Annotated in this window: 17 protein-coding genes; 10 read left to right on the top strand and 7 right to left on the bottom strand. The window is 59.3% G+C overall.

Features of this window, described 5'->3' with window-relative positions; translation table 11 throughout:
• Positions 1 to 327 precede the first annotated feature (327 nt).
• Positions 328 to 1,191: a patatin-like phospholipase family protein gene (locus B5525_RS46400; RefSeq protein WP_244567954.1), complete on the top strand. Its 864-nt coding sequence runs from the start codon at positions 328 to 330 to the stop codon at positions 1,189 to 1,191.
• Entirely contained in the window at positions 1,192 to 1,812 is a 621-nt protein-coding gene (locus tag B5525_RS46395; RefSeq protein ID WP_244567953.1) for a hypothetical protein, read from the top strand.
• Positions 1,813 to 1,818: 6 nt separating this feature from the next.
• Here B5525_RS46395 and B5525_RS19230 read toward each other — a convergent pair whose 3' ends face one another.
• The 3 genes from B5525_RS19230 to B5525_RS19220 form a co-directional block, all read right to left on the bottom strand.
• On the bottom strand, positions 1,819 to 5,175 hold the full coding sequence (locus tag B5525_RS19230; RefSeq protein ID WP_079567416.1) for an adenylate/guanylate cyclase domain-containing protein: 3,357 nt from the start codon (positions 5,173 to 5,175) through the stop codon (positions 1,819 to 1,821).
• Between the two features lie 582 nt (positions 5,176 to 5,757).
• Positions 5,758 to 6,111, bottom strand: coding sequence for an enoyl-CoA hydratase/isomerase family protein (locus tag B5525_RS19225; RefSeq protein WP_172899927.1), 354 nt, complete (start codon positions 6,109 to 6,111; stop codon positions 5,758 to 5,760).
• 158 nt (positions 6,112 to 6,269) lie between these two features.
• Complete coding sequence (locus B5525_RS19220; RefSeq protein ID WP_079567414.1) at positions 6,270 to 6,980, bottom strand: carbohydrate ABC transporter permease; 711 nt, start codon at positions 6,978 to 6,980, stop codon at positions 6,270 to 6,272.
• Between B5525_RS19220 and B5525_RS47855 the strand changes: the two genes are divergently transcribed.
• Positions 6,934 to 7,632 carry a VOC family protein gene (locus B5525_RS47855; RefSeq protein ID WP_079573553.1) on the top strand — a complete coding sequence of 233 codons (699 nt, stop codon included), beginning with the start codon at positions 6,934 to 6,936 and terminating at the stop codon, positions 7,630 to 7,632. The genes B5525_RS19220 and B5525_RS47855 overlap by 47 nt on opposite strands.
• 422 nt (positions 7,633 to 8,054) lie before the next feature.
• On the opposite strand, the gene B5525_RS19210 is transcribed toward B5525_RS47855, so the two are convergent.
• From B5525_RS19210 to B5525_RS19200, 3 genes are all read right to left on the bottom strand, one after another.
• A complete protein-coding gene (locus B5525_RS19210) occupies positions 8,055 to 8,507 on the bottom strand; it encodes a GlcG/HbpS family heme-binding protein (protein ID WP_244568056.1) in 453 nt (150 codons plus the stop codon).
• A gap of 111 nt (positions 8,508 to 8,618) precedes the next feature.
• Positions 8,619 to 8,951 carry a c-type cytochrome gene (locus B5525_RS19205; protein ID WP_079567412.1) on the bottom strand — a complete coding sequence of 111 codons (333 nt, stop codon included), beginning with the start codon at positions 8,949 to 8,951 and terminating at the stop codon, positions 8,619 to 8,621.
• Positions 8,952 to 8,964: 13 nt separating this feature from the next.
• The gene (locus B5525_RS19200; protein ID WP_079567411.1) at positions 8,965 to 10,203 is read right to left on the bottom strand and encodes a molybdopterin-dependent oxidoreductase; all 1,239 of its coding nucleotides are present in this window, start codon (positions 10,201 to 10,203) and stop codon (positions 8,965 to 8,967) included.
• Between the two features lie 124 nt (positions 10,204 to 10,327).
• On the opposite strand from B5525_RS19200, the gene B5525_RS44050 reads away from it, so the two are divergent.
• From B5525_RS44050 to B5525_RS19185, 3 genes are all read left to right on the top strand, one after another.
• On the top strand, positions 10,328 to 10,660 hold the full coding sequence (locus B5525_RS44050; RefSeq protein WP_154073308.1) for a hypothetical protein: 333 nt from the start codon (positions 10,328 to 10,330) through the stop codon (positions 10,658 to 10,660).
• A gap of 96 nt (positions 10,661 to 10,756) precedes the next feature.
• Positions 10,757 to 12,184, top strand: a complete 1,428-nt coding sequence (locus B5525_RS19190; RefSeq protein ID WP_079573552.1) for a catalase — start codon at positions 10,757 to 10,759, stop codon at positions 12,182 to 12,184.
• A gap of 122 nt (positions 12,185 to 12,306) precedes the next feature.
• Positions 12,307 to 13,050 carry an MIP/aquaporin family protein gene (locus tag B5525_RS19185; protein WP_172899926.1) on the top strand — a complete coding sequence of 248 codons (744 nt, stop codon included), beginning with the start codon at positions 12,307 to 12,309 and terminating at the stop codon, positions 13,048 to 13,050.
• Positions 13,051 to 13,142: 92 nt separating this feature from the next.
• Here the strand turns inward: B5525_RS19185 and fdhA are convergent, their stop codons facing one another.
• On the bottom strand, positions 13,143 to 14,351 hold the full coding sequence (fdhA, locus tag B5525_RS19180) for a formaldehyde dehydrogenase, glutathione-independent (RefSeq protein WP_079567408.1): 1,209 nt from the start codon (positions 14,349 to 14,351) through the stop codon (positions 13,143 to 13,145).
• Positions 14,352 to 14,760: 409 nt separating this feature from the next.
• On the opposite strand from fdhA, the gene B5525_RS19175 reads away from it, so the two are divergent.
• From B5525_RS19175 to B5525_RS19155, 4 genes are all read left to right on the top strand, one after another.
• Positions 14,761 to 15,738 carry an AraC family transcriptional regulator gene (locus tag B5525_RS19175; protein WP_079567407.1) on the top strand — a complete coding sequence of 326 codons (978 nt, stop codon included), beginning with the start codon at positions 14,761 to 14,763 and terminating at the stop codon, positions 15,736 to 15,738.
• A 1,685-nt stretch (positions 15,739 to 17,423) separates the two neighbouring features.
• Positions 17,424 to 17,894 carry a hypothetical protein gene (locus B5525_RS19165; RefSeq protein ID WP_079567405.1) on the top strand — a complete coding sequence of 157 codons (471 nt, stop codon included), beginning with the start codon at positions 17,424 to 17,426 and terminating at the stop codon, positions 17,892 to 17,894.
• A 26-nt stretch (positions 17,895 to 17,920) separates the two neighbouring features.
• Positions 17,921 to 18,640 (top strand): lytic transglycosylase domain-containing protein, encoded by a 720-nt coding sequence (locus B5525_RS19160; protein WP_244567951.1) that lies wholly within the window; start codon positions 17,921 to 17,923, stop codon positions 18,638 to 18,640.
• A 185-nt stretch (positions 18,641 to 18,825) separates the two neighbouring features.
• Positions 18,826 to 20,109, top strand: a complete 1,284-nt coding sequence (locus B5525_RS19155) for a cystathionine gamma-synthase family protein (protein WP_079567404.1) — start codon at positions 18,826 to 18,828, stop codon at positions 20,107 to 20,109.
• Positions 20,110 to 20,301: the final 192 nt, after the last annotated feature.

The following is a 20,301-nucleotide window of genomic DNA, read 5'->3' as shown; positions in this document are numbered from 1 at the left end:
AAGCTCCAGCTTGGCAGACGCCGACGCGGCTGATTGGAATGAGAAAGGAGGCTCGCGAGGTAAAGGCCGACACGATGAACACGCGTACCGGTTTCAAATGCGTGACACACCGCGTTTTCAAACCAGTTGATAGGTGCGTCCGGCGAGCAGCTTCTGCGTCAGCGCTGCTGTCGTATTAAATTACTTACAGTGAGTCGCGCACGCATCTGTCCGCCGGGCGATCGCTTTCCAAGCGTCCACAAAACAACTAACTTCCTCATGTTCACCAAGTCAAAACTCGATCGGAGCAACAATTATAGGTACACCGGAAGTTAGAGGGAGGAGCCAATGGTGAAGCGAGCAATTACGCTCGGCGGTGGCGGGCCGGCAGCAGGACTGCACATCGGGGTTCTGGAAGCTCTTGCCGCTAACGATATAGCGTTTGATGTGTGGGCATTGTCCTGCATCGGCGCTTGGGTTGGCATCGTTTATAACCAATACGATAATAAGATAGTCAGAGACAAAGACAGGGCCGAACAGACCTATCAATTCTTCAAGAATGGTGTGTTTCGCGACGATGAAAGTTATGAGCGCTTTCCCATAAATACCGTGTTCGGGCCGGATTGGGGGAGCACCCGGAAGGCTTTGAGTAACTTCGTCAGAGACTCTGACAATTATAAAGATTTCTATTGGGACCCATACAAAATGATGGATGCCTTCCAGGACTCCATGTCGCTTCTTTTCGATCACCTGCCTGACAAAGACAACGGGAGAAAGTTCAAGAAATTGGACGAGGGAGATATAAACAAATGGATTCTCAATCAGGCGATGGCGCCCAATCCTTTCGTCCGTTATTTGACGTCAATGATGTATCTTTCCAATGTCACCGGCCTGTCCAGGATTAACTATCCGGAAAGCCAGTTCATGAAAGACATAAATTTCGAGGAGCTGAAAAAGCCCGAAAAGCCAGTCATCTTTCACAACGCTTGGAATCTTGATGACCAGAAGCTCGCCTTGTTTTGCAACCGTCGAATGATGGACAAAGCGTACGTGGGGGATATTGGCCCATCCACCTTATGTGCGTGTTCGGCTCTGCCCTTCATTGAGGAAACTGTAGAAATGGGCAGAAAGACGTACTGCGAAGGGGCGCTAGTTGATACGGTCAACTTCGAGAGCCTGCTCCAAGAACATGATGATCTAGAGGAGATATGAGTGAGCAGGATTGTGGATTCGAAGCAAATCCGCAAACCGGAGAACCTTCACGATGCCCTGGCAAATCTCTGCCAGTTGTTTGCGGCGACCGTCGGCGAAGACGACGTCAAGCTGTTCAAATACCATGTCAAATGTGACGAGCCCCGCAAGTGGACAGGCACGGTCGTTGAGATTCATGTGCCCGCGCACATCAATTTCAAATGGAATCACAGCAATCTCGATCACGGGCGAGCCTTGGGGAAAGCCGCGGCGGAGGAAGCAATCGCGGCGTATAATGATGCCGGTAAGAAGACTGAAATTGGTAAAGCACGGTTCATCAACGAGAACCCGGCGAAAGACAAGAAAGTGCGAGCACAGCTGGATGAATATCTGAAGCGAGAGGGAATAGATAAAGATCTAATGGTAAAAGCGATTGTCCAAGCCAAGCCCGGCAGCGATCCGAAGGATTTTTTGGAAAAGATGAACTGGTGGGTCGACGCCAGAGGCCAACAAGTCCAGCCAGACGACAAGGGCGAATTTCGAGAGGGCTCAATCCCATATGCCGTCTTTGCGGCACGCAACGCCGAGGTAAATAAGGCCTACGATCAGCTTAACCCGGGCCCCGATCTGAAGCTGCTGTAGTCCGGGTCAACGCAACTGATCGAGCAAAGCCCTTGCCTGCTTTAGATCCTGCGTGTCGAAGCCCTCAGTGAACCAAGCGTGGATCGGCGCGAGTAAATCGAGCGCTGCCTCGCGTCTACCCTGATTGATCCACAGCGCGGCAAGGTCTCTTGCAGCTCGAAGTTCAAGCGCTTTCGCGTGTTGGCTTCTTGCCGTGGTCAATGCCCGGTCGAGCAATGACTGCGCCTCGGGCTCGGCGTCTGGTGCACCGCGGAGGAGCAGCGCGCGCGCCTTCAGTCGATACAATTCGGCCTCAAAGATCCGTTCGCTATTACGGCTGGTTGTAGCGAGGCCCTGCTCGATCATCTCCAGCGCAGCCTCGCAATTGTGACTGAATAACAAAGCAGGGCACAAGAGTACGTAAAGCGCCGTGATGCCGAGCTGATAACCCGCGCCACCATATTCATCGAACGCACCCCGGACTTCCTCGAGGGCGCTGGGCGAAGGGTTAAGCCAGGTGACGCATATGCCCCGAATGGCGTGTGCCAAACCGCGCCACTGCCGGAATCCGTGTTCCTCCGACAGGGTGAGACAGCGCTCGGCAAAGCCATGCGCGTTCGAGAACTCGCCGCGAAGAGCATGGAGAACAGACGCATAGTAACAGGCATAAGCTTGCGAATGCGGATGATCGATGGCGTCGGCCCGCTGAATGGCTGCAACTAGTCGTGCGATCGCCGTATCGGCGTGGCCGAGCAGCCAGAGAGACCACGACATCAAGGCGAGGTCAGCCACTCCAGCATCCTGGCCAGCCGCACGAGCCGCCATTCTTTCCTCCTCGCTGCTTACGTTGAATGCCTCGACGGCCCGTTCAAGCAATTCGCGGGCAGCGCTGGCATGCCCCATGAAAAGGCGAATCATAGCCTGTCCGCGCATCGCATTGAGCAATGCGGGTCGATCACCGCGCGCTTCGATGAGCTGAAGCAAGGCCGCGATCATTTCCTGGGCCAGCGGCAATTCACCACGAATGACGCTCGCGGTGGTCAACCAGAACAAGACCCGGAGATGCTCCGGGGGATCTCCGAGGCGCTCGCACAGCTCGCGAGCGCGAGCGAAAGTCGCCATCGCCTTGTTCGACGCTGGCCCCTGGGTCGCGATCAGGCACGGACCAAGAGCGAGGTGGAAATCGAGTTCCAGCCGGTCCTTTCCTGCGCCGTCGGGCAAATGGCGCAAGGCCTCGATGCCTTGCTGCGCGTGTGCGATGGCCTCGAGATTGGCGGAGCGAGTGGCGGCCTTCTTGCTGCCTTGCAGCCAATAACCCGCAGCCTTTTCGAACAATCCGGCCTCTGTGAGATGGTGCGCGAGAGTTTCGGGTTGAGCCTCTACAATTTCTGGGAACCGTTGCTCGAATGCGTCTGCGATCGTGGCATGCAGTCCTGCGCATCGGCTCTTTAGTAGTCCCGAGTAGGCAGCGTCTCGCACAAGCGCGTGCTTGAAAGTATAGACCGCTTGGGGCACCTGGCCCCGGCAGAATACCAGCTCCGATCGAACCAACTGGGCAAGCGCCTCCTCAAGTCTCTCCTTTGGCAACCCGGCTACGGTGCTCAGCAGTTCGTAGGAGAACTCGCGACCCACAACAGCGCCGATCTGAGCCACTTCCCTCACCGGCGCCAATCGGTCGAGCCTCGCCATCAGCGATGCGTTCAATGTCGTTGGAATCGCCATCGAGGGTAGCGGACGGCTGAGCACGTAGTGGCCGTCCCGCTCCTGCAACAGCCTAGTTTCGAGCACGGCCTTGGTCAGTTCCTCGACGAACAGGGGCACGCCATCGGTACGCGCGAGGATCTGGTCCATCACCTCCTCCGGGAGCGTCTTGCCGGCCGTGACGCGCTCGATTAACGCCGCCCCGTTGCGCCGGTTCAGCCGTGTGAGCGAGACCGTCGTCACATGCGCATGACCTGGCCAGGGCGGCGTGAACTCTGGTCTCGCGGTGATGAGCAGCAGCACCGGAAGCCGCTGTACTTGTTCCAAGGTACCCGTGAGCAGTTCCAACGAGGTCGGGTCCGCCCAATGGACATCCTCAAAGATGATGAACACTGGCTGCCGCGCCGCCAAGCCATCGAGCTGAGCCGAAAGCGCCGCCAACATCATCTCCTTAAGCTTCTGCGGGCTCAGCTCTGGCAGGCGGTAGCGGTCATTGGGTGGTAGCGACAGAAGGGTGGCCAGAGGTGCCACTACACGGTCCGCGTCAGCGCCGGACCGCACGAGCAGAGCCTCAAGCTTGGCGAACTTCTCCGCGGGCGAGTCGCTTCGCTCAAACCGGGCAGCCCGTTCGAGTTGGCCGATGAAGGGATGCAGCGCACTGTTAGTGTGGTGCGCCGAGCAGAAATGGCGCAGCGTGATGTGTGGTTCGGCTTGGAGCCGCTCTTGAAGCGCCAGGGCAATGTGCGACTTACCGATACCCGGTTGTCCGGTCAGCACTACTACGCAGCCCTCACCACGCTTGGAATGCTGCCATCGACGCAACAGCAGCTCGAGCTCCTCGTCACGCCCGATGAGCGGTGTCAATCTCGTCTTGTGCTGCGCCTCAAAGCGGCTTTCCACTCCGCTTGCCCCCAATACCCGCCACGCGGGTATCGGTTCCGCCCATCCTTTAAGGGCGACAGGGCCGAGATTGCGGAAGTCGAAATGCCCATCGGCGAGCCGGTGCGTATTCTCGGAGATCAGCACCGTACCGGGCTCGGCTAACGCCTGCAGGCGAGCAGCTAGGTTCGGTGTCTCACCAATGACCGCCTGCTCCCTAGCAGCGCCTTCGCCGGTCAAATCGCCCACGACCACCATGCCGGTAGCGATACCAACGCGAACCTGTAGCTTGGTGCCGATATCTGTCTGGAGGTTAGCCACGGCATCGACCAGCGCCAGCCCCGCGCGTGCCGCCTGCTCCGCATCATCCTCGTGGGCCTGCGGATAGCCAAAATAAGCGAGCACGCCGTCCCCCATATACCGCGCGATGACGCCCTCATTCCGGGCGATAACCTCTGCGATGCAGGCGTAATAGGCGCCGATTATCGCCCGCAAGTCCTCCGGATCAAGGCGGACCGAAAGTGCCGACGAGCCCACCAGATCGCAAAACATGACTGTAAGTTGACGCCGCTCGGCGCTGTCCCGCGGCGGCGGTTGGGTGCCCGGGGGTGTTTGTAGAACGTGCCCCTTAAGTTCTGCGATCGCGCGCAGCATCTTGCGGCGGTGCCCAAGCAGGACGCCAAGGTCCTTGAGATCCTGCTCCGTGAGATCTCGGAGGACTGAGATGTCAATGGCGTTGTCGCGGAAGCGTTGAGCGTACTCTCCCAAACCGATGGATGCTAGCCACTCTGCAATACCGATCATGGCACACCTATGGCTGAGCGATCACAATAGCACGTTAGGAAGGCATGCGTAGGCACATCTGCGAAGGAATACCGATCGTCGGAGTTCCGCCCATGTAGCGCGTGGCCTCAGCGAGTAATCGCAACGACATTTCACTCGATCGCCCCCAAGTCTTCCAACGATCGAGGTCCGACAGCTACACTGCCGCATTCTAATCCCAATGGATGGGCAATGCGATGCGTACCGCAAAAAAGGAAATGAAATGAGTATGCCCCGTGGCCATTCCGCGACTCTGAGATTCCTGATCTCACGACCGAAAGCATGATACGGTCTCAAGGCGGACGCGTCGTCCCCGCTCACGGATCCAAGGATCGCCAACAATGCTCAAGGGAGGAGATGCCTATGTCGGCAACGCTACCCAGCTGTCTTATATTAGAGATAGTGCGAAGAGCGATCCGGCCCTGTGGGCCCCATATGCCTTAGTTGAATGAAGGCATTAAATTTGAAAGTTTGTTGCGTTATTTTTTCAGCGACTGCTCCGGGTAGACGATAAATCCGTTCCCGGTGTTGCCCAGACGCGCGGCCAGTGCGTGCGCCGCCTCGTCAAGTGCAGTGTCGTCCACGACCCGGTTGACGACGTTCCACGCCGCCATCTGCTCGGCACCCACCGGTTAGTTGATAGACGCCGCCCTGCGGCGTCATGATGCCAAGGAGAGCTTCGGGAAACATGAACCGCGCCGATTTCACCGCGATGACGATGTCGCATCCCAATGCCAGCTCGAAGCCGCCGCCCATACAGCCGCGCTGAACGACTGCGACCGTCGGGATAACCAATCCTTCGAGCAGGTCTATCGCCCTGGCGAAGACCTCGACCCGCGGACGGAGGTCCTTCGCCGGGATGCCCGGCCAGTCCCAGATGTCCGCGCCCAGACAGAAGTCCGGGCCCTTTCCCTTCACCAGAAGGACGCGCGCGTCACTCCTCAATGTTGCGGTTCATGTCATCCCCTGCCGATAGACTTCCGATGATGGTTTGCACAACTTAGTGGCAACATGCTCAAGTCATCACACATCCCGGCGAATGCGCGCATTTGGTTATAACATGAATTCCGACCAGTTCAAAATGAAGCGTCGGCGCTATCGCGGATCTGAAGCCAGAGATAGGCCGCTGTCGCGCATAGGCCGAAGAGGCTCTTCACACCAGCCGCAGCGGCCGCCTGCCCCACGTCGCCTTCGAAGAAGGCGTGCCGGTACGCCAGCGTCGCAAGAACTTCGCTGCCGTATGCGGGCCCTCCCTGGGTCACAATGAAGATGAATTCAAACACCTGGAACGACCAGATGACGGTCAGGATCAGCATCAAGATAAGCGTCGGGCGGATTCCAGGCAACAGAACGTCGCGCAACAGCGCAAGGAAACCGGCGCCGTCGAGCCGCGCCGCTTCGATCTGGTCGATGCTGATCTGTCGCATCGCCGCGAGGAAGACGACCGCGAGAAAACCCCACCAGTGCCAGATATCGACGGCAGCGACGGCATAGAGCGACCGATCGGGATCGGCGAGAGGGTCGGAGATCGAGAAGCCATGCTCGTTCAGCCACGCGACCAGACCGGTCGCCGGACTGAAGATCATGCCCTGGAAGATGCGCCCGGAGACCGCGACGGCGAGAATCCGCGGCAGGAAGATGATGGGCTGAACAACGGCGCGCGAACGCGGCGACATCAATAGCGCCGCGGCCATCACCAGCGCGAGGCCGATTGGAACCGTCAGGAAGATAGCGGTCCAGATGAAGTTATTCGTCAGCGCCAGCCAGAAGACCGGATCGCCGAACATATGCTGGAAGTTGGCCAGCCCCGCCCACGAGGGATCGCACCCGGCAACATTAGGGAATGATCAAGACAGGGAAGGGCCAACCGATCAAGCAATTCGGCGGATTAGATCCGTCGAGATTCAAATCGAAGGGTTTCAGCACACGTCGCGATTTCTGACGGAGAGACTAGGTTTTGAGGAGTTTGGGCAGGATGGCGCGGTGTTCCGCTTCCTCGATGGACCCCCGGACCGGCCGATCGCCGTCGATCTTCTTTGCACTCCGACCCACCGGCCGAGTCACACAGGCCCTGGCGTCGCGCACCACATTGCCTTGCGTGTAGCCGATAGCGAGGCACTGGACAGGATCGCCACGATGCTCGCAAATTGCGGCTTTGACGTCACACCACCTCTCAATCGCCAGTATTTTCAGGCTGTCTATTTTCGGGGGCCATGCGGCGTGAATTTCGCTATCGCGACCGACGGTCCAGGTTTCGCAACAGACGTTCCGAATCAGAGATCCGGGGAAATGGTAAGCCTGCCTCCATGGTTGGAGCCCAAGCGCACGATGATTGAGCGTCGCCTACGACATAAAGATTCAGCGCCTGCCAAAGCTCCAGAAGCCCCCAAAAAAGCCATTCTGAGCGTCGCATTAGAGTGCTTTTGCCAATCCGGATGATGCCAGCATGCACATCCGTAGAAGCCCGCGCTCGCACTCGCGACCGGCGCACCCAGAGATCGCAGGTCAAAGATCGGTCTGCGACTGATCTCGGTTTGTTGTTATCGGTGTCGGGACCCCCACGCCGATCAAAAGACCATGCTCGGCGCGATCCTCATGACCGGTTTCCTGGGTGGTGCAATTTGCACTAATTTTCGCGTCGGCGAGATCGCAACAACGCCGCAGCTGGTGTCACTTCTCCTCGCTAGGCGAATGTCCAAACTATCGGCCGTCCGGTCGGGTTCGCCCCGCCATTTGATCCGGCTGCGAGACAAGAGATCCAGCGGTTATTCGAATGCCGAGAAGATCGCCCATTACGTCTGCAAGAATATCACGATCGTATCACCTTCCGCCGCGACACGCCCACTCGAACCGTCACTCCGTCAATTATGCGAAGGCGTGTTCGGTGAGGGGCTCAGGGCCGCCGCCGCGGTGTTCGCGATCTCGGCGTCGATCTCCTTGCTCAAGCCGGCAACACCTACGGCGCCCACGACTTCGCCTTTTACGCGTATCGGCACGCCGCCGCGCAGTGCCGCGATGCCGGCGGTGACGAATGCCGTTCGGCCTCGATTAATGTTCTCCTCGATCTCCGCCGTCGGCCGTTGTAGCCGCGCAGCCGTTCGTGCCTTCTCGATGGCAAGATCCGCGCTTGCCGGGCGGACACCATCCATCCGCTGGAAAGCAAGCAGATCGCCGGCAGGATCGACCACCGCGATTGCCGAGGGCGCATTCCGCTGCTGCGCGCTCTCCCTCGCTGTTTGCAGAGCCGTCTGGGCTCCGGCTTGATCAAGGGTCATTACGTTGACGGTCTGTGCCCTGACTGAAAAACAGAACACCGTGGCCAATATTCCAACACTTATTTCAAGTTTCGTCATGGCGGGCTAATTTCATTTTGTTGAAGTTTGCGGCGCGAGAATATGATCGCTGCGAGCTTTGCGTTACCGGATCTATGAAGGGTTTTTGGTGCGGACCAAATAGTCCACGATCGCTTTGGCGTCGTCAGGGCTGACAGGAGCCTTGTAGGCCTTAATCATCTTGTTGACGACCTCTTGCCAGGTCTCCCTGGACAACGAAGGCTGGTTCAACACATGGTCGGCCGAGTGACAGGCCAGGCAGTTGTTGTTGATCGCATCCGATCCCGGACCGGCGGGGAACATCGCGTCGCTGGTGGGGACATCGAGCTTCAGCGACTTCAACGTCGTCAGCGTTGCAGCCTGACCGAGATGCGGCAAGACAACGAGACCCAGAACGGCGACCGTCGGCAGAAAAACACGTAGCATTCGTGGTTCCTCCTCAGGCCGCAACCACATGGGTCGTTTCAATGGTGTTGTACATGTAGCCGGCGGGATTCCAGATCGGGAAATCGGGCTGGGCCTCGTTCCTGGTGTTGGTGCAACGAACCATCAGAGTTTGCGCGCCGCCCGCAGGCAGCGTAAATTGCGTTTGCCATTGCCGAAACCCGTATGTCCCCTGGTCGGCACCGAGCTGGGTCGGCTGCCAGCTCTTGCCACCATCGATCGATAGATCGACGCGGGCAACGCCGCAATCGCCGCCGAAAGCGATGCCTCGCGCCGTAGCCGGCGTCCCCGCCGGCACGCTGTCGCCGTTGTGGATGTTGGTGATGAACGACCGCGGAGCGTTGCGGGTCACCGGCACCATCTTGAATCCGGTCTCACCAGGCTTGACGGTATTGTGCGGCGTATCGGGTACGCGGTAGCCAGTCGCCGTCCAGTAATTGGTGTCGGGCTGATCCAGCACTTCGATGTCGTTCAGCATCTTGATCCAGTAAGCCCCGCACCAGCCGGGCACGATGAGTCGCAGCGGAAATCCGTTCAACAACGGAAGCTGTTCGCCGTTCATGCCGAAAGCAATCATCACTTCGCCGTCGCGGGCGTGATCGATGGTCAGCGACTTCAGGAATTTCGGCGCGTCCTGCATCACCGGCTCGTCCAGGCCGCCGAAGCGGACCTGAATGGCGCCAGGTTTTATCCCGGCACGGTCAAGCACGTCCTTGAGACGCACACCGGTCCAGATCGCGTTGCTCATCGAACCATTTGCCCATTGAGCGCCGGCAACGCGTGGAACGGCGTAGATGCGCGACGCACCGGCGCACTGGTTGACCGCGGCGGTATCGAATCTCGGGAAGCCCTGCAAAATATCCCTGAGCGACAGCGAAAGGGTCTGATTGACCAGGCCGCGCACCGTCAGACGAAAGCTATCCACATCGATGTCGCCCGGAAAATTGGCCCAATGCCAGCTCACATAATGCTGGTCGTTAGGGGTGAACACGCCTTTGTCGAAGACCTCGAAGGGCGTCTCAAGCCATGGCGGGCTGGATCGCTGCAAAATTATTCGGCCCTTTTGCGGATAGGAGGTAGTGATCATCCGCGTACTCGGGCCGCCCGGCACATGCAGATCGACCGTCTCTTGCGCCGACACCGGCGAATACAATAGCGCCAAGCTGGCAACGCCCATCCCGCCCAGTACGCGCCGTCGCGTCAGTCCCGATGGTTGCACGTCGCGATCCCGCATCAACTGCTCCTGCCTCTATATCCTTGCGGTACGGAGGTCCGGATATCCTTGCGGTACGGAGGTCCGGGTACGTCGGAACAAAAGCCACGCGCCGCTCTCACGGAGGTAGGAGGAAACGAGCACTTTGCCCATCACGTTTGAGTGTTCGGCGAGATCCACACCTCCCGCGGCCCTGTCGCGCACACGGGGGAACGCCACTAAACCCTCGCCCGGCATCGACATCATCGGCAGCGCATCGGTCAGAATGTTCGACGGTTCGCGCATTGCAGCAATGCGCTCGCCGAACCCTCGTGGGCAGCAACCGAACAACTTCCGCCTGCCGCAGATTATCGCAAACCGGGGCAATCACAGCAATCCAACCAAAGTCATCGCAAAGCGAATCCATACATTCTCATTCACGCCCGGCGTCTCGCAAACGCAATTCCTCCAACAGGCGGGGTTGCGAAAGCAGGAGTAACGCTGTCGCAGAGCGGTGGCACCGCCGGGATCTCAATGTCTCGCAATACAGGAGTAATCCGTGGACAAACGCCCAACACTCACCACCGACGGTGGCATGCCGATCGCCGACAATCAGAACAGCATCACAGCAGGTCCGCGCGGGCCGGTGCTGATGCAAGACTTCGTTCTGTTCGAGAAGCTTGCCCGCCAAAACCGCGAGCGAATTCCCGAGCGCGGCCAGCACGCCAAGGGCTCGGGCGCCTACGGCACGCTGACCATCACTCACGACATCACCAAGTATACGAAGGCCAAGGCGTTGCAGCCCGGCAAGACGACCGAAACTTTTCTGCGCTTCTCCACGGTTGCCGGCGAGCGCGGCGCCGCCGACGCCGAGCGCGACGTCCGCGGCTTCGCGCTGCGCTTCTATACCGAGGAAGGCAACTGGGACTTGGTCGGCAACAATACGCCGATATTCTTCGTGCGCGACGCGTTGAAGTTCCCTGACTTCATACACACCCAGAAGCGGCACCCAAGAACCAACATGCGCTCGCCGACCGCGATGTGGGATTTCTGGTCGCTGTCGCCGGAGAGCCTACACCAGGTCACCATCCTGATGTCGGACCGCGGCCTGCCGCAGAGCTATCGCAATATCAACGGCTTCGGCTCGCATGCCTACTCGTTCATCAACGCCAGGAATGAGCGCCACTGGGTCAAGTTCCACTTCAAGACCATGCAGGGCATCAAGAACTGGACCAATGCCGAAGCCGCCCAGAAAGTCGCCCACGACCGCGAGACTCATCAGCGCGATCTATTCGAATCGATCGAGCGCGGCGATTTCCCCAAGTGGAAATTCTCGGTGCAGATCATGCCGGAGAGCGATGTCGGCAAACACTGGTACAACCCCTTCGACCTTACGAAAGTATGGCCGCACAAGGACTATCCGCTGATCGAGGTCGGCGTGCTCGAGCTCAACCGCAATCCGGAGAATTATTTTGCCGAGGTCGAGCAGGCCGCGCTTTCGCCCGCAAACATCGTGCCCGGCATCGGCCATTCGCCGGACAAGATGCTGCAGGCGCGCATCTTCTCCTATGCCGATGCGCACCGCTACCGCGTCGGCGTCAATGCGGATCAGCTTCCCGTCAACAAACCGCGCTGCCCCGTGCACACTTACAACGCCGATGGTGCGATGCGGCTCGCAGGCAACCCTAATGCGGATGCCTATTACGAGCCGAACTCGATGGGCGGCCCCGTTCAGGACGAGCGCTTCCGCGAGCCACCGCTGAAAATCTCGGGAGATGCCGACCGCTACAATCACCGCGACGGCAACGACGACTATCGTCAGCCCGGCAACTTATTCCGGCTCATGTCGGCTGACCAGAAGGAACAGCTGTTCCAGAACTACAAGGCGGCCATGGAGGGCGTGCCGGTCGAGATCGTCACGCGGCAGACCGTCCATTGTTACCGAGCCGATCCCGCATACGGCGCTGGCGTCGCAAAGGCACTGGGCATCGATTTCAAACCGCAGATGGCGGCTGCGGAGTAGGCCCGCGCGCTTCGAAGGCCGGCGGCGCGCTTCGCATGCCGCCGGCTCACCCAAACCGACGTATCGTTACCTGGCGCAAACCTGATCGCGCCCGGCGGCCAATCTCGTCCCCGGAGAAAAACATGTCCAATCGGATTGCACCCAAGCTCCTTGCGGAGTTCATCGGCACCTTCTCGTTCGTATTCATCGGCGCCGGCGCAGCGGCCGTGGTCGGCGGCGGCGCCGGTCTCAACGGCATCACAGCGGTTGCCTTTGCCCACGGCCTGGCTATCATGGCCTTCGCTTTCGCTTACGGCCCCGTGTCGGGCGGGCACATGAACCCCGCTGTCACTATCGGCGTGCTCGCCGCCGGCGCGATGAGCGTTGGCGAGGCGGTCGGCTATATTATCAGCCAGCTCATTGGCGGCGTCGCCGGCGCGCTCTTGCTGCGGACCGTTCTGGGCGGCGCCACCACGGGCCTCGGCCTGCCCGCTCTCGCGCACAACCTGGCTTTGGGCGGCACGACGCTTTCGATCACGCCGGAGGCCGGCTTCATGATCGAAGCCGTGCTGGCTTTTTTCCTGGTTACGGTCGTCCTTGCCACCGCGGTCGCGGGCCGCGCCGGCAGCCTCGCGCCGCTGGCGATCGGAATGACGCTGACCTTCAACATCGTCATGGGCGGGGCTCTCACGGGCGCTCCGTTCAACCCGGCGCGGGCACTCGGCCCGATGGTCGCGACCGGTAATTTCAATGATGCCTGGTTGTATCTGACTGCCCCGATCGTTGGCGCGATTATCGCTGCCCTTGTGCACACCGGCCTCGCCCGGTTCATCCAAGAGGGGGCGGCAGGTCGGTCGGGCAGGGCCGCCCAGTCGCCCGCCGAATGAACTCTCCGCGACGGTCAGATGGAAATGGCGCCGCTGCCGAGGGCAGTGGCGCCATTTCCGATCGGAGAGCTGCGCAGTCACCATCTCGATTCTTACGCCGCCTTGGACAGCTCCCCGTGCGGATCGATGACGAACTTGCTCGCGACGCCGGCATCGAAGTCCTTGTAGCCTTCCGGCGCCTGCTCAAGATTGATGACCTTGACATTGACGATCTTGGCGATGGGCAGTTTGTCCCAGAGGATCGCCTGCATAAGCTGACGGTTGTATTTCAAGACCGGCGTTTGGCCAGTGTGGAAGGTGTGGGACTTTGCCCAGCCGAGACCAAGACGCAGGCTGAGGTTGCCATTTTTCGCTGCCCGTTCCTTTGCGCCGGGATCGTCGGTTACATACAGGCCGGGAATGCCGATCGCGCCGGCCGCCCGCGTGATTTCCATCAGGCTGTTCAGAACGACGGCAGGCGCCTCGACCGCCTTGCCATCGGCTCCCTGTGCCTTTGCTTCGAAGCCGACGCAGTCGATTGCGCAGTCGACTTCCGGGGTTCCGAGGACGTCGGCGACGAGTTCGCCGAGGCGATCGTGCCTCGTAAGGTCGATCGGCTCGAAGCCGACCTTCCTGGCGTGGGCGAGCCGCTCCTTGTTCATGTCGCCGATCAGCACGGCCGCTGCGCCAAGGATGCGCGCCGACGCCGCGGCTGCGAGACCCACCGGCCCTGCGCCGGCGACGTAAACCGTCGATCCGACGCCGACCTTGGCTGTGACGGCACCGTGGAATCCGGTCGGCAGAATATCGGAAAGGCAGGTCAGATCACGGATCTTTTCCATCGCTCGTGCCTTGTCCGGAAACTTCAGCAAGCTGAAGTCGGCATAAGGCACCATCACATAGTCGGCCTGCCCGCCGATCCATCCGCCCATATCGACATATCCATAAGCGCCTCCGGCGCGATCGGAGTTGACGTGAAGGCAGACGCCGGTGTCGCCCTCCCGACAGGTGCGGCAGCGGCCGCATGCGACGTTGAAAGGTACCGATACGAGATCGCCGATCTCCAGATACTCGACGTCACGGCCTTTCTCGATCACCTCGCCGGTGATCTCATGGCCAAGCACCATGCCGGCTGGAGCCGTCGTGCGGCCCCGGACCATGTGTTGATCGGAGCCGCAGATATTGGTCGTCACGACCCTGAGAATGACTCCGTGATCGATGGTTTTTCCGGCCGGATTGCGGAAGCTCGGAAAATCGATCTTCTGAACTTCGACGCTGCCGGGCTTGAGATAGACAACACCTCGGTTGGAATTGGAAGCCATCTGCAATCTCCTTGGGTCTGGCTGTGTTTGGTCTGGCTGTGTGGTTCGATTCGATGCGCCGGGTTCCTGCCAATGGTCGGCGGCAGTAGGCGCGACGCCCGTGCTCACATGGTTCAGCCTTCTAGAACTATGGACAGACCTCGACGATGACTTTGGCCGTCTTGCTGCCGTTGGGCCGGCCTTGCGCAAATTCCCTCAGGCCATGGGTACGCGGCGATGATGCTGTGAGCGCTTACACCCGTCGATGGAGATGTCCATGCGAGGTCAAATCTTCGTGACGCTCGAATTTCAACTCGCCGTGAGAGCGGTAGCACGCGTCTTGATGGATTGTGCGGTCGCGCTATCTCGCATGCAGCGGCCGCAAGGCGGGCAGCGGGTGAGATCGAGCAGCAACGAGTGAGATCGAACAATGGCCAATCGCGCCCAAGTGACTTTGAGTCAAAGCGCTTCCCTTTCGCCTCCGGTATCTCCGATCCCCGAATTTCACGCGGCGGCTCCGTTGCAGTCGGATGTTGAAGCTCGATCGAGTGTTGACTTCTCGCCACCTGAGATTTTTCGTCGCCACTCCGCGGCATTGCGGGGCGTGCACGTGGAAACGGTCCAGGCCGTGCGACACAGGCCCTTTGAATATGGATTCCGGGCTCCCTGCCATCTGCTCATTGCGGCAGAGCTTGCTGAGCGCTACGACGGTGAGACTTTTGTCGAGGGCCTGCCTCGGTCGACCTTGCGCGATTTCACGCGGAAGCTGACTTTCGTTCCTGCTGGCCATGATTTTCACGGATCGCAGAGACCGCGCGCGCTGACGCGTACAACCTACATCTACATTGATCCGCGCGGGCCTCTCGCCGATCCCGCGCTGCGGTTTGCCGAGGTCGAGTTCAAGCCACGCCTGTTCTTTTACGATCGTGACCTGTGGGAGATCGCGCTCAAGCTCAAATCGCTGGTCGAGAACCCGAACTCGATACACCGGCGATACGCCGAGGCGCTCGGTGTCCTGCTGACGCACGAACTGGTTCGCATCAACGGTGACGCGGCGCCTAACGCGCCGGTCAGCCGTGGCGGTCTGGCGTGTTGGCAGCAAAAGCAGGTGGCCGCCTATATTGACGAACATGTCGCCGACGACATCCCGCTCGTGACCCTCGCCGAACTGGCACGGTTAAGTCCGTTCCATTTCTCCCGATCGTTCAAGCGTTCCTTCGGCATGCCGCCGCACAGATATCACGCCAATCGCCGGATCGAGCGTGCCAAGCAGCTACTGGCGAATCGTGAGCTGTCCGTCACCGCGATTGCGCTCAATGTCGGCTTCAGCGAGACCAGTACATTCACCGCCGCATTCCATCGACTGACCGGCCACACTCCAACCCACTATCGTCGCAGTCTCGACTAAAGGAGTCAGAAGGAGACGCGGGACAGGCGCTTCGTTACCCGATCGCGACAGCCGAAGACGCCGATTTCGAAGCCCGTCTTGACGATAGGAAACATTGTGACGACCAGCCCAACGAGCTATACGAGCCGCTGGCGTCAGCGAACGCCGTGCTTGTGCTTGTCGACCACAAGGCGGGCCTGATGACCGGCGCGCGCTGCCTACGGCGCACTCATTTTCGACACTCAAGTGAAAGCCAGGCGACTTCGTCATCATTCCCGCAGCTTCGAGCAGCGTCGGCTTGGCGGCGATTCGATCAATCGCTGGGTGCAGGTCTCTTGTTGTACTTCACTGACGTTAGAGCTTCAGCCAACGTCCGCTTCGCACCATAAGCGCCGGGTCGACTGTTTCCCGCGTGAACGCCCCCGGACGTCGTCATCAAGCGCAGAAATCGTAATTTGGCGTAGCAAATCGTAGCGCCGCGTAGCGTGGAAGGAGTCGAACCCCCGACCTCGGTGTTGTTCTTTAGCGATCAACCGCCGGACGACCGGTAGACTCGACGTTTTCCATAGCTGTTTCTATACCAACGCGCGGTTGCAGGCTCGAGTTCTGCCGGCGCGCTCCGAAATGATGACCACTCTGATCGCGCAGATGTCCGATTTGCTCGCCCCAATATCCAAATCTACGACGCGCACGTAGTCGACCTGCACCAATGGGTCTGTGCGCGGTATCGCGTTGGTGTGAAGGGTGCAGAAACAAAGGCAAAGCGCAGTTAAGCTGGGCTCTCGACCGAATTTCAGGACGGATCACACTGGCTCTCCAAAACCCTGTCCCGCCCAGAAGCAATCCGGGGATCAACCATCGAAAAACAAAGATTTACTTTATATTTCAATATGATCTGGCGGAGAGAGTGTCAGTCAATCCCTTGATGCAAAGGCTGTTTTTCATTCCAGCGCGTGGGAACCTACGGTCCTGGCTACCAGCCATTGGCCCATCTCGTGCGCCCGCTGCGCCCCAAGCCTCTGCGTAATCTTCCGTCGACCTGGACGTGGCCGCCGGCCAGGCCATCTCCGCCTGCGGCGGCGACGCTCGGAAGATGCTGAAGGGGCTGATCGCAGCCAACGACTTCTTGAGGAGCTGAGGGCGGCGGTATTGAACGGCCATTCTCGCGGTGGGCTTCCGCAGGTCGGCCAGTTCAAGGATGCCCTGCGAGGAAAGACCTGCTGCTTCTTGTTCTTCCAAGTTAGCCCATAGGTGACAGCGGCGTACTAAGGAACGGCCGCTTTGTGCCATAAGCTGCCCTTGGCAGCCTCGAAATCGAACTTCCGCTTTCCGGAATTCGCGGCATGTCCGAAAAGTGCCAGTTTTGCAGCTTTACGCGGATGACCGCGTTATGAGCTGCTGCAACTGCATGGGCCGGAGTCGCATTACCGGCGCCACACGACAGTAGAGGCGTAGGTGTGCCGTCCAGCAAGTCGCTTGAAGTATGCAGGACGGCAGCAAAGGAAGCGTTCAAACGGCAACCCACGTCAGTAGTCTGCTTGCGGGTGTCGCTATTAACCCTATTGCTATTCTTATCTCGCTGCCGCCGCGGCCAGTTCAGTTCTGCCGCTAAGCCGCCTTATTCGGTCGCGCAAATATTTCCGATGTTAGCGAGAATATACTTGGCTAACTCTGGTCAAAGATCTTCGTTCGGGAAGAGAACGATCATGATGAGAGCGGCTCTCATCCTTGTTGGCGTCAGCACACTTGCTATCATGGAGCTCGAGACAGCGCCGCGCACTACAAAAGCTGCTGGTGAGCCGCTCGCACAATCAACAACAGTTGGCATGAGCGATTCTCGCGGTACCTTAACGAAAACCGATCGGCTCGAAATTCCATTTCTGCAATATGACGCACTGGCTCAGCCGTCATCCTTCGGACCATTTGCTAAACCGGACATGACAACCATCGTTCCACAACGGGTTCCAAATATAACTAATCAGCACAAGCTCGGCGCAAATGAGAAAAAGGTCGTTGTCGTAGAGCCGAAGCCTAGGCCGAAGCACCAAGAGTCGAAGAAAGCTGCGAAGACGGATCGGCCAAAGGCGAGTGCCGAGATCAAGATCAAGCCCTGTCGGCCAAATGCCTTTGCTGGCTTGCTCGAGGCATTGAACCTGTCGCCCGGATGCAAAACCTAGCCGCGCAATTCCAGTTGGACGTCGAGATGGCAGGCGCCAGCCCGCCGCACCTCGTGCATAACGCAAAGCATATAGGGGACGCTGACGAAATCAGGCCGCCTCGCCCGGACGAGCGTGGGTCCGCTACAGCATCGCGAGAATGGCTTTCCGCCGAAATTTTAACCCTCGTCTTGGCAATGGCAATTGCGCTGGTTTTCATGTCAAGTTTCTATCTATTTCGGGGCACTTACTTAAATCGGGAGCCAATCGAAAAAAGTGGCGTAAAGGCCCTAGTAGAGCGCATCATCGCGATCGAATCGAATGGTGACCGTAATACAAAGAACAAACGGTCAAGTGCCGCAGGGACCGGTCAATTCCTTGAAGATACCTGGCACGAAGCCATCCGAAAGCATCGACGCGATCTAATCCGAGGCCGCAGCGACAAGGAAGTTTTAGAGCTAAGGCGGGATCCAGAGCTTGCTCGAGAAATCATTACGCGAGTGCTCGAGCAATATGCCGCTATGTTGAATAAGCGCGGCCTGCCTGTCACGCCAGGTTCTCTGTACCTGACCTATTTCGCCGGACCGGCAGGCGCCGTGGCTCTGCTTTCCGGTGCAGAGAGTGCCGACGCTGCCTCCCTCATGGCCTCCGCTGACGTCAGTGGTCGGACCACCCGCGACAAACTTATCCGGGCCAATCCATTCCTAAAGGTCCTGACAGTCGGCGATCTCAAGAATTGGGCTGATCAAAAAATGCGCGGCAACTAGTTCGCGACGCGCTCGAATGTGATCTTTCCTAACAGAGAGCCCGGATAAGCGCTGCGAAATCGCGTTAAGCGCGGTGAAATCAGTCCCGGATGTTGCTACGCTGATCCCGGCAACGTTGACCGGAGCCGTTGGGTGCCGTCGCATCCGCCGCTCCTGACCGCATCGTCTTGACAGCGAGGCAGGCCATGGTGAAGCCATTTCCGTCGAAGACCCACATCGGCAACCACATGCTGCATCCCGAAACGCTCATGCTGAACTACGGCTACGATCCACAACTGTCGGAAGGAGCCGTCAAACCACCGGTCTTTCTGACCTCGACCTTCGTCTTCAGGACCGCCGAAGACGGACAGGACTTCTTCGATTTCGTCTCGGGTCGGCGCGAGCCTCCCGAGGGGATGGGTGCGGGCCTGGTTTATTCGCGGTTCAATCATCCCAACAGCGAGATCGTCGAAGACAGGCTCTCGGTCTACGAGCGCACCGAGAAATGCGCGCTGTTCTCGTCCGGCATGGCGGCGATTGCGACCACGATTCTCACGTTCGCCCGCCCTGGCGACGTTATTCTGCACTCTCAACCGCTCTATGGCGGGACGGAAACTCTGCTTGCGAAGACGCTTGCAGGCCTCTCCATCGGAGCGGTCGGCTTTGCCGACGGCATCGACGAAGCCGCGGTCAGGACGGCGGCGGAAGATGCCCTGCTCAAAGGCCGGGTAGCGATGATTTTCATCGAAACCCCGGCAAATCCCACCAACGGCCTTGTCGATATCGCGATGGTCCGCCGCGTTGCCGAGATGATCGGCCAGGCTCAGGGGCACACGCCGATCGTCGCCTGCGACAATACACTACTGGGGCCAGTGTTTCAGCGGCCGATCGAACACGGCGCGGATCTTTCGTTGTACTCGCTAACCAAATATATCGGCGGTCATTCCGACCTAATCGCGGGCGCCGCGCTCGGCTCGAGAGCCCTCATGAAAGACATCAAGGCGTTGCGAGGCGCCATCGGCACCCAACTGGACCCCCATTCCTGCTGGATGATCAGCCGGTCGCTCGAAACACTGAGCATCCGCATGGAAAAGGCTGACAGAAACGCGCGGCTTGTGGCGGATTACCTGCGCGACCACGCCAAGGTCGCGAAAGTCCACTACCTTGCTCACCACGAAGAGGCCTCCCCCGCCGGCCGTCTGTTCGCGAGGCAATGCACCGGCGCTGGCTCCACGTTCTCCTTCGACATTGTCGGCGGCCAAGCTGCCGCATTCAAATTCTTGAACGCGCTGCAAATCTTCAAGCTGGCGGTGAGCCTGGGCGGCACCGAATCGCTTGCCAGCCTGCCCGCAAGCATGACCCACTCCGGCGTTCCGGCTGACATACGCCATAAAATAGGCGTCCTCGACTCCACGATCCGGCTGTCGATCGGCATCGAACACCCGTCTGATCTGATCGCGGACATCGCGCAAGCTTTGAACGAGGCGTAGCTGCACTCCTTGCGCGAGAGCCAGCGCAACAGCCGACAACGGCCTTTGACAGCGGAGGCGTAGGTCCGCTTTGCGCCAGAAAGGGGTCCAACGAGGCTTCGAGACAAGCGATTGGGATGGTTACAAAGAAGAACGCTCCCGCGGCTTTCACAAGGGGGAGCGTCGGTATCGGTGGTTGCGGGGAGGCGCAAC

The sequence above is a fragment of the Bradyrhizobium erythrophlei genome (assembly GCF_900129505.1).
GTDB classification, from domain to species: Bacteria; Pseudomonadota; Alphaproteobacteria; order Rhizobiales; family Xanthobacteraceae; genus Bradyrhizobium; species Bradyrhizobium erythrophlei_D.
Note: the sequence above shows the minus strand (reverse complement) of the source record. Positions and strands in the feature narration are given on the sequence as shown.

What these genes read in the sequence shown, in the direction of transcription:
- B5525_RS46400 (WP_244567954.1), top strand. Translation starts at nt 328, where the DNA reads ATGGTGAAGCGAGCAATTACGCTCGGCGGTGGCGGGCCGGCAGCAGGA.
- B5525_RS19230 (WP_079567416.1), bottom strand. Translation starts at nt 5,175, where the DNA reads ATGATCGGTATTGCAGAGTGGCTAGCATCCATCGGTTTGGGAGAGTAC.
- B5525_RS47855 (WP_079573553.1), top strand. Translation starts at nt 6,934, where the DNA reads ATGAAGTTATTCGTCAGCGCCAGCCAGAAGACCGGATCGCCGAACATA.
- B5525_RS19220 (WP_079567414.1), bottom strand. Translation starts at nt 6,980, where the DNA reads ATGTTCGGCGATCCGGTCTTCTGGCTGGCGCTGACGAATAACTTCATC.
- B5525_RS19205 (WP_079567412.1), bottom strand. Translation starts at nt 8,951, where the DNA reads ATGCTACGTGTTTTTCTGCCGACGGTCGCCGTTCTGGGTCTCGTTGTC.
- B5525_RS19200 (WP_079567411.1), bottom strand. Translation starts at nt 10,203, where the DNA reads ATGCGGGATCGCGACGTGCAACCATCGGGACTGACGCGACGGCGCGTA.
- B5525_RS19190 (WP_079573552.1), top strand. Translation starts at nt 10,757, where the DNA reads ATGCCGATCGCCGACAATCAGAACAGCATCACAGCAGGTCCGCGCGGG.
- B5525_RS19185 (WP_172899926.1), top strand. Translation starts at nt 12,307, where the DNA reads ATGTCCAATCGGATTGCACCCAAGCTCCTTGCGGAGTTCATCGGCACC.
- fdhA (WP_079567408.1), bottom strand. Translation starts at nt 14,351, where the DNA reads ATGGCTTCCAATTCCAACCGAGGTGTTGTCTATCTCAAGCCCGGCAGC.
- B5525_RS19175 (WP_079567407.1), top strand. Translation starts at nt 14,761, where the DNA reads ATGGCCAATCGCGCCCAAGTGACTTTGAGTCAAAGCGCTTCCCTTTCG.
- B5525_RS19165 (WP_079567405.1), top strand. Translation starts at nt 17,424, where the DNA reads ATGATGAGAGCGGCTCTCATCCTTGTTGGCGTCAGCACACTTGCTATC.
- B5525_RS19160 (WP_244567951.1), top strand. Translation starts at nt 17,921, where the DNA reads ATGGCAGGCGCCAGCCCGCCGCACCTCGTGCATAACGCAAAGCATATA.
- B5525_RS19155 (WP_079567404.1), top strand. Translation starts at nt 18,826, where the DNA reads ATGGTGAAGCCATTTCCGTCGAAGACCCACATCGGCAACCACATGCTG.